This window comes from Ignavibacteriales bacterium (assembly GCA_026390775.1).
In the GTDB taxonomy this organism is placed as follows: Bacteria; Bacteroidota; Ignavibacteria; order Ignavibacteriales; family Melioribacteraceae; genus Fen-1258.
The window spans coordinates 617051-631376 of record JAPLFF010000007.1 but is presented as its reverse complement, the minus strand read 5'-3'; the positions used below and the strand labels follow the sequence as shown (position 1 = coordinate 631376).

Here is a 14326-nt window from a genome sequence, read left to right as displayed (position 1 = left end):
TAGCTTCTATCTTGTAATAATTATTTTTTTAACTTTTTCTTAACTACTTTTTTCTTTACAACCAATTTTGTTTTCTTCGAACTTTTACTTTTCACCTTTGCTTTTTGACCTTTCACATTTTTCGTTTTCTTCTTAACTACTTTTTTCTTAGCAACAGATTTTTTCACAACCGGTTTCTTCTTAGCAATTGGCTTCTCAACTATTCTTTTCTTCTCACTAACTTTTTTCTTGCTGACTGCTGACCGCTGAAAACTCTTAGCTATCAAATTCAACGCGCCGCCCGCTTTGAACCATTCTATTTGTCCAGTGTTGAATGAATGATTTAGCATGATCTCATCAGCAGAACCATCGCTGTGTTTAACAATTAGTTTCAATTGTTTTTCCGGAGCGAACTCGTTTAATCCGACTAAACTTAATTTATCATCTTCTTGAATCTTATCGTAATCGCCCGGATTTGCAAAAGTAAGTGGAAGCATTCCTTGTTTCTTTAAATTAGTTTCATGAATACGTGCAAAGCTTTTTGTTATGATTGCTTTTCCGCCGAGGAATCTTGGTTCCATCGCTGCGTGTTCACGTGATGAACCTTCACCGTAATTTTCATCACCAACTACAATCCAGCCGTTACCGGTTGCTTTGTAGTCACGCGCAACTTCATGCACTTGTTTATATTCTCCGGTGAATTGATTTTTAGCTTCGCCCGGTTTATTTGTAAAAGCATTGATTGCACCAATGAACATATTTCTTGAAATGTTATCAAGATGACCACGGAAGCGGAGCCATGCACCTGCCGGTGAAATATGGTCTGTAGTGCACTTACCTTTTACTTTTAACAGTAAAGGAAGATCTACAAAATCTTTTTTATCCCATGGTTTGAATTGTTCCATAAATTGCAGACGTTCACTCTTCGGATCAATTATAATTTTTGTTTTATATCCGTCATCTGATGGAGCGATAAATCCTTCAGTATCTTTTTCAAAACCGTGAGAAGGAAGTTCATCACCGAATGGAGGATCGAGTTTTACTTGTTCGCCGCTCCCGTTTACTAAATAATCTGTTACCGGATTGAATGAAAGACTTCCGGAAATTGCAAGAGCTGTAACTAATTCCGGACTTGCAACAAACGCAAGTGTTTCCGGATTGTTATCATTTCTCTTCGCAAAATTTCTGTTGAAGGATGTAACAATTGTATTGCGCTCTCCGGTTTTTGTATCCAATCTTTTCCACATTCCAATACATGGTCCGCATGCATTTGCTAGAACCATTCCGCCAATCGCAGTTAATGATTGAAGTTGTCCGTCCCGTTGAATTGTTGCACGCACTTGTTCTGATCCGGGTGTAATTGTGAATTGTACTTTAGCTTTCAATCCTTTTGCTAAAGCTTGTCTTGCAATGTTTGCTGAACGGTCAATATCTTCGTAGCTTGAATTAGTGCAACTACCGATTAGAGCAACGCTGATGTTATCAGGATAATTATTTTGTTTTACTGCATCTTTCATTTTTGAAATAGGCCATGCTAGATCCGGAGTGAACGGACCGTTAATATGCATTTCTAATTCGCTCAGATTGATTTCAATAACTTGATCGAAGTATTTTTCAGGATTCTCGTAAACTTCATCATCGGCTTTCAATTCATCGGCAAGATATTTTGAAAGACCTGCAACATCTCTACGATCGCTTTTGCGTAAGTAAGCAGCCATTTTTTCATCATAAGCAAAAAGAGAAGTAGTTGCACCAACTTCTGCACCCATGTTGCATATCGTTGCTTTTCCTGTGCATGAAATTGAATCGGCTCCTTCACCAAAATATTCTATGATCGAACCCGTTCCGCCTTTAACGGTAAGGATTCCTGCAACTTTAAGAATTACATCTTTAGGCGAAGTCCAACCCGAAAGTCTTCCGGTAAGTTTAATGCCAATTAGTTTTGGCCATTTTAATTCCCACGGCATTCCAGCCATAACATCAACAACATCGGCACCACCGACACCAATGGCAATCATTCCAAGTCCGCCGGCATTTGGTGTATGGGAATCCGAACCGATCATCATTCCGCCGGGGAAAGCATAATTTTCTAAAATCACTTGATGAATTATTCCCGCACCCGGTTTCCAAAATCCCACTCCGTATTTTCTGGAAATACTTTCAATGAAATCATAAACTTCTTTGTTCTCATCAATTGCTCTTTCAAGATCTTCCTTTGAACCGGTCTGAGCAACGATTAAATGATCGCAGTGAGCAGTAGCCGGAACCGCTGTAGATTTTCTTCCTGCATGCATGAATTGAAGAAGCGCCATCTGAGCTGTTGCATCCTGCATCGCTACGCGATCGGGTCCGAAATCTGCAAATTCTTTCCCGCGCTGCAGTTCGCGTATTGCAGGATCCCAAAGATGTGCATAAAGAATTTTTTCTGCGTAGGTCAATGGTCGTCCAACCACTCGGCGTGCATTTTCAACTTTATCTTTGAAACCCGCGTAATTTTTTTGAATCATGTCAAAATTTGCTGTCATTTTACAATCCGCTAATAATTTTTTTGAATAAAAAATAAAATAATTTTAACTATATAATTCTACCTCAACCAACTCACAAATTATATGCGCAAGTGTAATGTGTCCTTCTTGAATGCGTTGGATATTTGAGGATGGAATAACTATGGGTAAATCAACCAAACTTTTTAATTTTCCTCCGGTACCGCCGAGGAAACCAATTACGAACATTTTTTTCTGGTGAGCTTTTTCTACTGCTCTAATAATGTTGGGAGAATTTCCACTTGTTGATATTGCAAGCAAAACATCTCCTTCGTTTCCTAACCCCTCAACATTACGAGCAAAAACGTTTTCGAATCCAATATCATTACTACCGGCTGTTAGATTTGATGTATCAGTAGTAAGTGCAATTGCTGCAAGAGCGGGGCGATTAATATTATGATTTAATCTGATCATAAGTTCAGTAGCGATGTGCTGGCAATCTGCCGCGCTTCCTCCGTTACCGCATAACAATAATTTTTTCTTGTTTTTGTATGCTTGAGAAAGTGTTTGCACAGCAAGAAGAATTTCAGCTTTGCATGTACTTTCCATCTTTAGTTTTACTTCTGAGCTCTCTTTTAGAGAATCCACGATAAATTTTTCTTTGTTCAAGATTTCCTCAGTTCATTTATTAGTAAAAATAACAAAGTTTGGTGTAATTCTCTAAGTTCTTTGTTCATAAAGGATCCGTTATTTAGAATCTGGCATCTAAAATCTAGAATCAAAATTCCGTTGTCCAATAGGACAACATTTCCTAAGTTGCACTAAACTTTTCAAAAATTATTCTAGGAAAAACATATGAAAAGAACAATTCTATTTTGGATCCTTGCAATAGTTATAACATTAATATCAGCATTCTATCAACGTGTTACCGGTCCTTCGTATCCAATCTCAGGAAAAATTAATTTTGATGGTAAAGAAATTTCTTACAAACTGGAACGAAGTCACAGTTCATCTTCCAATTATGCGTTGGAAATAAATACCGGTGATCCTTCCATTCATGGAGTCTTATACATTAAAAAATTAAATTTCAATAATGGATTTACAGAAGTTGAAATGACGGGGACAGGAACTTTAAAAGCAGAAATGCCGGCACAACCGCGTTTGCACAAACTTGAATATTTTATAAGACTTTTCAAAGATCAAATCTCAGCTCAAATACCGGCTGATAATCATGCAGTTATTCGTTTCAAAGATGATGTACCAATTTGGATTTTGATCCCTCATATCTTCGCAATGTTTTTTGCAATGATGCTCTCAACTCGCACCGGGTTGGAATTTTTCAACAAAGAACCTAAACTTGACAAACTTGCATTATGGACGGTCGTATTTCTTTTCATAGGCGGATTTCTTCTTGGTTTTGCAATGAATGGATTTGCATTTGGAGAAGTTTGGGGCGGCTGGCCATTTGGGCTTGATGTAACTGACAACAAAACTCAGATTGCCTTTATTGCATGGCTGATCGCTTTTTATTTTATAAAGAAAAACAAAAATGCAAAACTCGCAGCTCTGCTTGCTGCAATAATTATGATTGCTGTTTATATGATTCCGCATAGCGTGTGAGCTTATGCCGAAACGATTAAAATATAATTCGAATTTTGTACGGACAACTTTATGAAAATTAAAAGGTGATTCATGAAAATAAAAATATTTCTATTCGTCCTACTATGTTCCTTCAGTCTTGCATTGGCACAAGATTACACACAAACGTTCTTATCATTAAAGAATACCGGCGTTGAAGATTTCTTAAAGAAATATCCGCAGTATGATGGAAGAGGAACGATAATTTTTGTTTTGGATACCGGTCTTGATATGGGAATAGACGGATTAAAGAGAACCTCAACTGATCAGGTAAAAGTTATCGACGTTCAGGATTTCACCGGTGAAGGTGATATCAATTTTGTTCCTGCAGAAATAAAGGAAGAGAACAACGTAAAATATTTTGTTGATGAAAAAGGCGTATATAAGGTTGCCGGTGTAGATAAACTCTCTTATAAACCGGAAGACGACAAATATTTCATCGGTGTGCTGCCGGAAAAATTATGGCTCAACTCATATTCCGGTGTTAGAGACGTGAACGGAAACGGTACCGAGAACGATCAATTTTATTTTGTCACATTCAAAACTAAAACAGATGGAAAAGAATTTTGGGTTTTGTACCTTGATACAAATTTGAACGGCGATCTCTCAGATGAAAAACCGTTTAGGAACTACAAAGAAAATTTCGATTCGTTTGTAATTCCAAACGCAAAAGGTTTACCGCGCTTTACGATGGGTGTGAATATTTTCCCAGAGGAGAAGAGAGTTTCATTCTTTTTTGATGACGGCGGGCACGGAACTCACTGCAGCGGAATTACAGCTGGATTTAAAATTGGAGAGCAACAACTTAACGGTGTTGCACCGGGCGCTAATCTAATCGGTTTGAAAATTGGCAATAATAATTATCCCGGCGGCGCTACTGTAACCGAGAGTATGAAGAACGCTTATCTCTATGCAGATAAAATTTCCAAAGAGAAAAAAGAACCGTGCATCGTTACGATGAGTTTTGGTATCGGTTCTGAGATCGAAGACCAAGCTGATATGGAAAAATTCCTTGAGGATTTAACCGCGAAGAATCCTTATCTCTACATTTGCACTTCCAACGGTAACGACGGACCCGGAATTTCAACTGCGGGATTGCCTGCATCTTCTTACGCCGTTCTCTCTTCGGGTGCTGCGCTGGCTGAAGAAGTTGGAAATGATCTTTACGGTGCAATGACAGGAAAAGATATCATACTTCATTTCAGTTCTCGCGGGGGCGAAGTTAGAAAACCCGATATCATTTCTCCGGGTGCAGCTGTTTCAACTATTCCTAATTATGCAGGCGGTGATGTGTCTTGGGGAACAAGTATGGCTTCTCCGTATTCAGCCGGAGTTGTATCGTTGTTGTTAAGCGCAGCGAAAGTTGATTTCCCGGATGTTAAAATTCCAGCTCCGTTCCTATTTAAGGTGATTAGGGAAAGCGCTACAAAACTTTCAGGCTATACTCATCTAGACCAAGGCGGCGGGTACATCAATGCAGCAAAGGCATATGAATTGTTGGCTAAGTATATCAAAGCTGGAGAGATCGGAAAATTTGAAACTTACACAACCACATCCTTCGCTCCGAACATGCCGAAACAGCAAGCGCAAAATTTATATATCCGTAACGGAGCGTATATAAAAAGCACGGATAGTTTCACTTTTACAATCAAACGAAACAATTTTTTGAAGCAAGATAAATTTTACAGAATCTACAGCATCAAGAGCGACAGCGATTGGCTGATTCCGACACAGAGAAAACTTCATCTGAGAAACGATCAAAACGGATTTGTTAATGTTAAACTTGATCGGTCAAAAATGACTGAGCCCGGTCTTTACAATGGAATGATTTACGCCACACGCGCGGATCAATCCAACTATCCAGAGTTCGAGATGATGGCGACTGTTGTAATCCCGTACCAGTTCAATAGTCAAAATGATTATTCGATAATTGGCGAAGATCAAGAACTCGCACCTGGAATTCTCAAAAGATATTTTCTTGAAGTTCCTTACGGCTCATCGGTTCTTCATTTAAGATTTTCTGCTGAAGAAAATAAATTCGCTTCAGCCCGCTTTATCGTTCACGATCCCAACGGAACCGCGCAGATGTTTGGAATTTTTAATGCTCAAGGAACGGAAGATTTTGTTGACCGTTATTTAACAAATCTTGAGTCCGGAGTTTATGAACTTGTTGTACTTGGGAATTTCAATTCGAAAGCGAATTCAATTTTTAACTTACTAGCGGAAGTTGACGGTATTAAACGCATGGATGAAGATTTGCTCGGCGAAAAGAATCATTCAATACAACTAGAGAACATTTTTGATAAAGTTTGCACTTATAATGTAAGCGGAGAGATTTCGGGTTACCAGAAAGAATACGAAGTTCACATGGATAGTGTTAAGACTTATGATATTCCGTTCGTGCTTAAAAAAGGAGAGACATCGAAAACATTTAATGTCGAAATAAGTAAAGAAGATTTTAACAAGGTTACGGATTTTACTTATGTTGTTTCCGATTCATCCGGAAAAACTTTGTCTGCCGGAGGATTGAGCAACCGCACCGGCGAGATCTCAATCGATAATAATTTTAAAAGTGATTTAACAAAACTAAGACTAGTTCTTATTCCTGCTTATGCTAACGCTGCGGGGAAAATGGACGTGAAAATTAGCGAGGTAACAAAACTGGAAAATCATTCTCCAGTAAAATTCAAAAGCGGTTCGTTAACATTTTACCCGATGGTAAATCAAACCGTCTCCTTGGATTTTAAGAAACCGGATTGCGTAATACCGGCTGATTCAAAGTTCAGCGGAAAGATTGAATTCAAATCGACACGAACGGACAAAACAGAATTTGAAATGCCTCTGTTGTTTGCGTTCTGATACAGTTTAAGTTAGAGTAAGATTAAGAACAACAAATAAATCTCGAATTGTCTAATAGGAGATAATTGAATGTCTACACAAGAAACTCCCCAAACAAATGGTCTTCCAACAAACGCTTATACTGAACTTAAACCAGGTGAAGATTACAAACCAATAATGTCACCGCATATTGATTTTCCAGAGGTTACATCATATTCGCTTTTCACCGGATTGGTAATGGCAGTTCTATTTTCTGCCGCTGCAGCCTATCTTGGCTTAAAAGTCGGACAAGTATTTGAAGCAGCAATTCCAATTGCGATACTTGCAGTCGGGTTAACAAATATACTCGGAAAGAAAAACGGCATGGGACAGAATGTAATTATTCAATCTATCGGTTCTTCTTCCGGCGCGGTTGTAGCAGGCGCAATTTTTACATTACCCGGAATTTATATTCTTGGATTGCAGGCAACATTTTTTCAAATGTTTTTTGCGTCGCTCTTCGGCGGATTTTTAGGAATTTTATTTTTAGTTCCGTTCAGAAAATATTTTGTTTCCGAAATGCACGGCAAACTTCCATTCCCGGAAGGAACCGCTACAACAGAAATTTTAGTTGCGGGTGAAAAAGGCGGAAATCAAGCTCTCGTTTTAGTTTCTGCCGGTTTGATTGGCGGTATTTATGATTTTCTTGTTGCAACATTCGGTTCCTGGGCGGAAGTATTTACTTCCCGTGTCGTTGGCGTTGGAGAAATGATAGCCGATAAATATAAAATGGTTTTTAGATTGAATACGAGTGCGGCAGTTGTTGGTTTGGGATATGTAATTGGTCTGAAGTATTCAACAATAATTGTTGCGGGTTCTTTCTTATCATACTTCGTTTTTGTTCCGCTAATTTCTTATTTCGGCAATGACCTCACAGTAACTATCGGCTCTGGTGTAACTCTTCTTGTAAAAGATATGTCGGCAGAATTGATTTTTAAAAATTATGTCCGTCATATTGGTATTGGCGCTATTGCTATGGCTGGTTTTATTGGAATTGTGCGGTCATCCAAAGTAATTCGTTCTGCGTTTTCTTTAGCTGTTAAAGAAATTTTTGGCGGTAAAGTAATTGAAAGTACAACAATCCGCACACAACGCGATTTGTCAATGAAAATAATTGTTATCGGAACAATCGTTACCGCAATTGCAATATTTATCTTTTTCTTATTTGGTGTTGTTAGCAATTTGCTTCACGCATTTATTGGATTATTGATTGTAATGATTATGTCATTCCTATTTACAACTGTTGCTGCTAATGCTATTGCAATTACAGGAAATAATCCTGTCTCCGGAATGACATTGATGACATTAGTTCTCTCATCAATAATTTTAGTTTCAGTCGGACTTTCCGGACCAACCGGAATGGTCTCGGCGCTGATCATTGGCGGAGTTGTTTGCACGGCGTTATCAGTTGCAGGGTCATTCGTTACAGATTTGAAAATTGGTTACTGGCTTGGTTCATCACCGCATAAACAGGAAAGATGGAAATTTGTCGGTGTTATTGTTTCTGCTGCAACTGTAGTTTGGATAATTTCTTTGTTGGATAGAATTTATGGATTTGCCAGCGGCGGATTACCTGCACCGCAAGCAAATGCTATGGCAGCCATAATACAACCGTTGATGTCAAATCAACCGGCGCCATGGATGTTATACATTGCAGGTGCCTGCATTGCTTTAATCTTAGCAGTGATCAAAGTTCCTGTTCTTGCATTTGCTTTAGGAATGTATTTGCCGCAAGAAATAAATACTCCGTTATTAGTCGGCGGATTAATTTCCTATTACGTTTCAACAAGAAGTAAAGATGAAGCATTAAACAATTCACGCAGAGAAAGAGGAACACTAATTGCATCCGGATTTATAGCCGGCGGGGCATTGATGGGTGTTGTTTCTGTAATTATCAGATCATTCGGAGCTAATTGGTTAATGAAAGAATGGTTCGAATCAAATTCTGCGGAAGTTTTATCTTTTGTTATGTTCTGCTTGTTATGTCTTTACACAATTTGGGATTCGATGAGAGCAAAGAAAGAATAATTAATTAACCTTGAGGATTTTCGTTTAATCCTCAAGGTCTTTCTAATTGAAAACCCTCAAGATCATTTACGAATTAAATTGAGAGAAAACCATGAAACTATTTTTTATTTTTTTAACAATTTTATTGGCGGTTACAATGGCATCAGAATCTACATTTGCTCAGAATCTGGAACGTAAAGATGTTCCGGAAAAATTGAAGTGGGATAATTCAGTTTTATATAAAAATATTGGTGAATGGCAGAAAGATAAACAAGCCATCGTGACACAAATAAAAAAAATATCCGAGTATAAAGGTAAGCTTGGAGACAACGCTAATACTTTTTACAACGCTCTCCGTCTTTACTTTGATGTGTACAAAAGCTTTTACAAATTGTCAGATTATGCAAACAGAGTTAGTGATGAAGACCTTCGCAATAGCGGGAATCAATCATTAACTCAAATAACAAATACTTTGGGAACACAATTTGGTGAAGCTTCTTCGTATTTAAGTCCTGAACTATTAAGCTTACCGCAGGATAAAATCAAAAACTTTTTTAATGAGAAGAAAGAGTTAAAAGAATTTAAATTCTTTGTTGATGATATTCTAAGACTACGAGAGCATACTTTAAATGCAAGCGAAGAACAAATTCTTGCAAGTGCGGGATTAATTACTACAACCCCCGGAGAAGTTTACGGAATTTTTGATAATGCAGAAAAACCAAATCCTAAAATCAAGCTATCAACCGGAGAGGAAGTTGAATTGAGTTCTGCGGCATATACTAAATATAGAGCGTCACAGGTAAGAGAAGACCGCGAAAAAGTTATGAAAGCAGTATTTGAAAATTATCAGAAATTTCAAAATACAATTGGTTCAAATCTGGCAGGTAAAATAAGGGCAGATTATTTTTTCTCAAAGAACAGAAAGTACAATACTGTTCTAGAAGCTTCTCTCAATGCAAACAAAATTCCAGTTTCGGTTTATGAAAATCTTGTTTCTCAGATTCACAAAAATCTGCCGACACTTCATAGATTTCTAAAACTAAAAGCTAAAATGTTAGGCGTTGATCAGCTTCATTATTATGATTTATATCCGCCTCTCGTTAAGTCGGTTGATTTTAAGTTTACAGTTGATGAAGGACAGAATCTTATTCTGGATGTTTTCAAACCGATGGGAGAAGAATACGTTTCAACAGTTAAGAGAGCTTTTAATGAAAGATGGATTGATTACGCTTCAACAGTTGGAAAAAGAAGCGGAGCTTATTCATCCGGTTCCGCTTATGATTATCATCCTTACATCCTGATGAATTGGACCGATGATTATGAATCTGTTTCTACACTTGCTCACGAACTTGGGCACACAATGCACAGTTATTTTTCCAATAAGAGCCAACCTTTTGTTGATGCTCAGTATGCAACGTTTGTTGCGGAGATTGCTTCTACAATCAACGAAACTTTGCTGAATAATTATATGGTGAAGAAAGTAAAAACAGATGATGAAAAATTATACTTGCTCGGTTCTTATTTGGATTTACTGAAAGGAACAATCTTCCGTCAGACACAATTCGCGGAATTTGAATTAGAGCTTCATAAAAAAATTGAAAACGGAGAACCGCTCACCGGGGAAAGCATAAGCAAGATCTATTTTGATATTGTAAAAAATTATTACGGAAATGATCTTGGTGCATGTGTTGTTGATCCTTATATCGCTTACGAGTGGGCTTACATACCTCATTTTGTTAATTATACTTATTACGTGTATCAATATTCAACTTCGCTTATTTATGCAACTGCATTTGCAGAGAAGATTGTTAAAGAAGGACAGCCCGCAGTTGATAAGTTTTACAATATCTTAAAAGGCGGTAGTTCTGATTATCCGATTGAGCTTATCAAGAAAGCCGGGATAGATCCGTTATCTTCCGAAGCATTCGATTTGACGATTGCTAAAATGAATAAAGTTATGGATCAGATTGAAGAGATAATTAGCAAGAAGAAATAATTTAATTGAATCCTTTCTCGGCGGTCAAGGTCTATACCTTGACCGCATTACTTCTCTTTACGTCAAGGAATGGTCCTTGACGACACAATGGTTCGTTTCGCATTCTTAAAAAAATCTTTCTTAATTTAACCGAAGAAATTATTCGGAGATTATTTTGGAAATTGAAGAAGTAAGAAAACTATTCCCGCATTTGCAAACCGATCAAATTTATTTCAATCATGCGGCGCTCGGTCCATGGTCCACTCTTGTCCTCGATCGTATTAAAGAATATATGGATGAAAGAAGCGGACTTAACGTGATGAACTTTGAATCTTTTGTAAAATGGAATTTTAGTGCAAAAGAAAAATTAGCAAAACTATTAGGAACCAGCACTACCAGATTATCATGGGTTGATAATGTTGCAAACAGCATGAGCATAATAGCTCAAGGTTTAGATTGGAAGTCCGGCGATAGAATTATTTTGAACGATATTGAATTTCCTTCGAATGTTTATCCATTTCTAAATCTAAAAAAGCACGGAGTTGAAATTGATTTTGCTAAATCGCGAAATGGAATTGTAGATATAGAAGATCTTGAAAAATTAATTACTCCTAGGACAAAACTTATTTCAATAAGTATGGTGCAGTTTCTTTCGGGTTACAAAGCCGATATTGATGCAATCGGTGAACTGTGCAAACAGAAAGGAATAATATTTTGTGTTGATGCGATTCAGGCTGTTGGCGCTGTTCATGTCGATCTAAAAAAATCTCCAATAGGTTTTCTTACCGGAGGAACACAGAAATGGTTAATGAGCAGTCAAGGTCTTTCATATTTTTATATAACAGAAGAATTGCAAAATAAAATTGATCAAAAAAATGTTGGGTGGACATCAGTTGAAGATTCTTGGAATTTTTTGAATTATGATCTGACTTTGAGATCTAACGCGGAGAAATTTCAAACCGGAACTTTAAATGCGTTCGGTATAGCAATATTTGATGCCGCACTTAACATCTTTAAGCAATTGAGAATTGAGAACCTGCCTGCCGGCAGGCAAGGTTGCGAATTGAGAATTTTAGAAAACACGAATTATTTTATTAACAAACTTTCCGAGATCGGTATCAAACCATTACTAAAAAATGTTTCTAACGAACACCTTGCCGGAATTGTAACGTTCAAACATGAAAAATCAAAAGAAATATTTTCTGAATTAGAAAAAAGAAAAATTTATGGTGCAGTTAGAGAAGGAATGATTCGCTTTTCACCACATTTTTATAATACAAAAGATGAGATTGATAGAGTAGTTAATGAGTTAAAAAGTATTGTGGGATAAAAAAGAGGGGAGAAGAGCCAAAACCTAGGTTGGGGGGAGACCTAAGTCTCAGCCGCAACTCCCCAAAAATTTATTCTTCAGGATTGTAACTTAATTCAATTTTTATATGAAAGTCTGCGCCGCTAAATAATGTATACTTTACTTCACTGATAGTACATTTATAATCTTCACCGACCATATCACTTATAACTTTTGCAACAGCATTTTCTATCGAGCCAACGCTAACAGACTTTAATTTATTTTTTAAAATCTTATCAACATCTATTGCTCTTTCTTGACCCGCTGCCATTTCTATTTCCTTCTTAACATCAATATTTTATCGTTTGATACAAAAAGTTTCAAAAGCTAATAGCAATATAACTATCCTCTAATAAATTTCAATAGCTCATTTGTTTTTTCATGCATCAATTTTTCATCGCTCTTAGATTCTACATTTAATCGTAGCAAAGGTTCCGTATTACTCATCCTAATATTAAAACGCCAATCGTGATATTCAACACTAAGACCGTCCAATTCGTCATTTATTCCGCCAGTATATCTTTTTTTGATCTCTCTAATTTTTTCCGTTGGATTACTTATTGTTGAATTAATTTCACCCGAACAAGGATATAAACGTATCATAGAGTCAACAAGCTCCGAAAGTTTAGCTTTTTCATCGGACATTAACTGAAGAATAAGGACGAATGGTATCAACCCGCTATCGGAATAAAAGTTATCTCGGAAATAATGATGTGCTGACATTTCCCCGCCATAAATTGCATTTACTTCTCTCATTTTTTGTTTGATAAAAGCATGACCACTTTGAGAAACAACAGCTTGACCTCCGGCTTTTTTTACTATTTCGATCGTATTCCAAATCAGCCGAGGGTCGTGTACAATTTTTTCACCGGGATTTGTTTTCAAAATAGATTTTGCAAGTAAACCCACAATATAATATCCCTCGATAAAATTGCCTTTTTCATCAAAGAAAAAACACCGATCATAATCGCCGTCCCAAGCAACGCCAAGATCAGCTCCATTTTTTTTGATTGCATCAATAGTTGGCTGTCTGTTTTCAGGTAAAAGAGGATTGGGAACACCGTTAGGAAAGGTTGAATCGGGTTCCGGGAAAATCTTTATCATTTTAACAGGTAAATATTTTTCTAGAGCATCCAAAGCGGGACCTACGCAACCATTACCGGCATTAACAACAACTTTATATGGTTGGATTTTTCTTGCATCAAAAAATTTTGTGACTTTAGTAATAAAGTCTTTCATAATATCTTTTTGAAAAACTTTTCCTTTCTGATCTGAGATTTCACCAAGGTCATTATTCAATATCATCTTTTCAATTTCATTCAGACCGGAATCGTAACCCATCGGTACCGAGCCTTTTTTTACAAATTTTAATCCGTTGTATTCAGGCGGATTGTGGCTTGCTGTTATCATAATCCCGCCATCGGCATTTAGGAATGGAGTTCCGAAGTAGATCATTTCTGTTCCGCACAAACCAAGATCGATAACATCACACCCGGCATCGTTTAATCCTTGTGATAATGCTTCCGATAATTCCGGCGATGATTTTCTTACATCGCGGCCAATTACAACTGATTTTGCACCTAAATATTTTGCAAATGTTCTGCCTATTTTATAAGCAAGGTCAGTATTCAAATCATCAGGTACTTTACCTCTGATATCGTATGCTTTGAATGATGAAATTTTGTTCATTAATTCTCCGAAATGATTCTGAACTATTCATTAAACGAAAAATAAGTAAAACTAAATAAACTAACGGCAGTAGCGGATAAATTTTTGCATAGCCAAGTATCATCATCAGAGTTATTTTTTGAATGCTTTTCTAAAAGGAGGTAGCCATCAAAATCTATTCTACGAAACCGTTAAAATTTCACACTGCACAAATACTAAATGCAATTCCATTTTCCCCGTTTTTCAATAAGAAAATTTCATAGATACGGATTTTCTTTGTCCTAACTGTGAGGAAAAATTACACACGTATCATTATCGTTCAATGCAGTCATTGTCAATCAATAGTAAACT

Annotated in this window: 9 protein-coding genes; 5 read left to right on the top strand and 4 right to left on the bottom strand. The window is 37.0% G+C overall.

Annotation, left to right across the window (positions count from 1 at the left end; genetic code table 11):
* Positions 1 to 20 precede the first annotated feature (20 nt).
* Complete coding sequence (locus tag NTZ27_07980) at positions 21 to 2504, bottom strand: aconitate hydratase (GenBank protein MCX6174670.1); 2484 nt, start codon at positions 2502 to 2504, stop codon at positions 21 to 23.
* 45 nt (positions 2505 to 2549) lie between these two features.
* Positions 2550 to 3131 carry an SIS domain-containing protein gene (locus NTZ27_07975; protein MCX6174669.1) on the bottom strand — a complete coding sequence of 194 codons (582 nt, stop codon included), beginning with the start codon at positions 3129 to 3131 and terminating at the stop codon, positions 2550 to 2552.
* A gap of 186 nt (positions 3132 to 3317) precedes the next feature.
* Here NTZ27_07975 and NTZ27_07970 point away from each other — a divergent pair, with 186 nt between their 5' ends.
* The 5 genes from NTZ27_07970 to NTZ27_07950 all read left to right on the top strand — a co-directional run bounded on the left by NTZ27_07970 (position 3318) and on the right by NTZ27_07950 (position 12289).
* Positions 3318 to 4082 (top strand): hypothetical protein, encoded by a 765-nt coding sequence (locus NTZ27_07970; protein ID MCX6174668.1) that lies wholly within the window; start codon positions 3318 to 3320, stop codon positions 4080 to 4082.
* A 72-nt stretch (positions 4083 to 4154) separates the two neighbouring features.
* Positions 4155 to 6959, top strand: a complete 2805-nt coding sequence (locus NTZ27_07965) for a S8 family serine peptidase (protein MCX6174667.1) — start codon at positions 4155 to 4157, stop codon at positions 6957 to 6959.
* A 69-nt stretch (positions 6960 to 7028) separates the two neighbouring features.
* Positions 7029 to 9005: an oligopeptide transporter, OPT family gene (locus NTZ27_07960; protein MCX6174666.1), complete on the top strand. Its 1977-nt coding sequence runs from the start codon at positions 7029 to 7031 to the stop codon at positions 9003 to 9005.
* Positions 9006 to 9096: 91 nt separating this feature from the next.
* Positions 9097 to 10980, top strand: coding sequence for an oligoendopeptidase F (gene pepF / locus NTZ27_07955; GenBank protein MCX6174665.1), 1884 nt, complete (start codon positions 9097 to 9099; stop codon positions 10978 to 10980).
* A gap of 154 nt (positions 10981 to 11134) precedes the next feature.
* On the top strand, positions 11135 to 12289 hold the full coding sequence (locus NTZ27_07950; GenBank protein MCX6174664.1) for an aminotransferase class V-fold PLP-dependent enzyme: 1155 nt from the start codon (positions 11135 to 11137) through the stop codon (positions 12287 to 12289).
* Between the two features lie 70 nt (positions 12290 to 12359).
* Here the strand turns inward: NTZ27_07950 and NTZ27_07945 are convergent, their stop codons facing one another.
* Both NTZ27_07945 and NTZ27_07940 read right to left on the bottom strand, forming a co-directional pair.
* Positions 12360 to 12578, bottom strand: a complete 219-nt coding sequence (locus tag NTZ27_07945; GenBank protein ID MCX6174663.1) for a hypothetical protein — start codon at positions 12576 to 12578, stop codon at positions 12360 to 12362.
* A gap of 71 nt (positions 12579 to 12649) precedes the next feature.
* Positions 12650 to 13996, bottom strand: a complete 1347-nt coding sequence (locus tag NTZ27_07940; protein MCX6174662.1) for a phosphomannomutase/phosphoglucomutase — start codon at positions 13994 to 13996, stop codon at positions 12650 to 12652.
* Positions 13997 to 14326: the final 330 nt, after the last annotated feature.

Excerpts from the sequence above, each read along its gene's own strand:
- NTZ27_07980 (MCX6174670.1), bottom strand. The coding sequence starts at position 2,504 with ATGACAGCAAATTTTGACATGATTCAAAAAAATTACGCGGGTTTCAAA.
- NTZ27_07970 (MCX6174668.1), top strand. The coding sequence starts at position 3,318 with ATGAAAAGAACAATTCTATTTTGGATCCTTGCAATAGTTATAACATTA.
- NTZ27_07965 (MCX6174667.1), top strand. The coding sequence starts at position 4,155 with ATGAAAATAAAAATATTTCTATTCGTCCTACTATGTTCCTTCAGTCTT.
- NTZ27_07960 (MCX6174666.1), top strand. The coding sequence starts at position 7,029 with ATGTCTACACAAGAAACTCCCCAAACAAATGGTCTTCCAACAAACGCT.
- pepF (MCX6174665.1), top strand. The coding sequence starts at position 9,097 with ATGAAACTATTTTTTATTTTTTTAACAATTTTATTGGCGGTTACAATG.
- NTZ27_07945 (MCX6174663.1), bottom strand. The coding sequence starts at position 12,578 with ATGGCAGCGGGTCAAGAAAGAGCAATAGATGTTGATAAGATTTTAAAA.
- NTZ27_07940 (MCX6174662.1), bottom strand. The coding sequence starts at position 13,996 with ATGAACAAAATTTCATCATTCAAAGCATACGATATCAGAGGTAAAGTA.